This window comes from Amazonocrinis nigriterrae CENA67 (genome assembly GCF_016056305.1).
Taxonomy (GTDB): domain Bacteria; phylum Cyanobacteriota; class Cyanobacteriia; order Cyanobacteriales; family Nostocaceae; genus Amazonocrinis; species Amazonocrinis nigriterrae.
In genome coordinates this window covers 1-1,703 of the sequence record NZ_JAECZC010000017.1, presented here as the reverse complement: position 1 = coordinate 1,703, position 1,703 = coordinate 1, and the positions used below count along the sequence as shown (strand labels likewise).

General features: G+C 45.1%; 1 protein-coding gene. It reads left to right on the top strand.

What is annotated here, in order from left to right; genetic code table 11:
* Positions 1 to 1,531 (top strand): 3'-5' exonuclease (locus I8748_RS11765; RefSeq protein ID WP_198124767.1); only part of this gene is annotated, 1,531 nt, incomplete at its 5' end.
* Positions 1,532 to 1,703: the final 172 nt, after the last annotated feature.

Genomic DNA, 1,703 nt, shown 5'->3' with positions numbered 1-1,703 from the left:
GAGTAGGGGAGTAGGGGGAGTAGGGGGAGATGAGGAAGTAAGTGTACAATTTTACTCTCCCTCATCTCCCTCATCCCCCTCATCCCTAATCAATCTGGTGCGAGTCGGCGACCCCAACCAAGCAATTAACTCGACTTTTACCCCAGCCGATCCGATTTATTTTCGCCAATTTTGTGAAGAGTGCGATCGCGTCGAACGATTGGCGACAATGGATCAAGCTGGTCGTAGTACTAAAATTATTATCGATGCTGCTAATTTTGCTCTCAAATGGATTAATAGTCAGTGGTCAGTGGTCAGTCGTCAGTCGTCAGCAACTAACAACGGACAACTAACAACTGACAATAGACAAATACCATTTCGCTTGCAGACTATCCGCCCTGTTGATACTGGCGACCCTCAAAAAGATGCTAATCCAGCTTCAGTAGGAAGGGGACTGGAACTGTATACCCCCCGTGATATTCATCATACAGTAGAATTGCTATCCCAAAGGGTAATCGAATTATTTGCCGAAGATCCAACTAATACCCGTGCAGCAGTTTTAGTGCGAGAAAATCGCCAAGGTAGATGGCTGGCTGAGGCTCTCACACCTGTGTGTAAAAAGCATAATATTATACTTTACGACGTAGGAGAACGCGATCGCCGCTCCCATGTACCGCAGGAAATTTTGGCATTATTGCAATTTTGCGATCGTCCCCATTCCCCTGATTATCTCAAAGCTGCTTTAGAAGCTTTGGTGCAGCGTCAGTTGATACCTACCCAAGACCTCAACGCCCTCGCTAGTTTACCAGAAGAGTTTTTGTATCCTGGCCCCTTAGCAGCACCCCAACCAGAGCCAGTACAAAAAGCCTCACATTTGTGTAGGAGTTTACTCCGCGCTCGGTTAGAACTACCCCTGTACCAGTTAATTTCCTTTCTCGCCTTAGCATTAAATTACGACCAAGCAGAATTGGCAACCGCTGACAAACTAGCAGAAAGAGTCAACCAACAAATAGCTGGTAACAGTTCCTTAGGGTCGATGCTTTCAGTTTTAAGTGAAATCGTTAATTCCGAACGGTTTGAACCAGTAGAAACAGAAGATTTAGAAGCTCGTTATACCCGTGCTGGTCAACTAACTATTATTACCATGCACAAAGCTAAAGGGTTGGATTGGGATTATGTATTTATACCATTTCTGCATGAAAACTTGATACCTGGTAAATTTTGGGTTCCTCCCCAAAGTCAATTTTTAGGTGACTTTACCTTATCAGAAGTAGCGCGCGCCCAGATTCGCGCTGCTCTTCATGAAGAATCTGAAATACCAGAGGTTACCCAGGCTTGGGAGGTGGCAAAAAACCTGAAAACTGCCGAGGAGTATCGTTTACTTTATGTTGCCATGACCAGAGCAAAGCGCTTGTTATGGATGTCTGCTGCACAAAAAGCACCCTTTACTTGGAGTAAACCAGAAAATTTACAAGAACAAGCGCCTTGTCCTGTATTTCCAGCATTAAAGCGGCAGTTTCCTGAATGTGTGTTTAGTAGTGCTGAGTGCTGAGTGCTGAGTTAATAGTTAGGAGTTAGGAGTTAGGAGTTAGGAGTTAGGAGTTAGGAGTTAGGAGTTAGGAGTTAGGAGTTAGGAGTTAGGAGTCAGTTGTCAGTTGTTATTCTTCTCCTACACCTGTCAGAGTCCCCAGTCCCCCATCCCCCTATTCCCCAATCCCTAATCC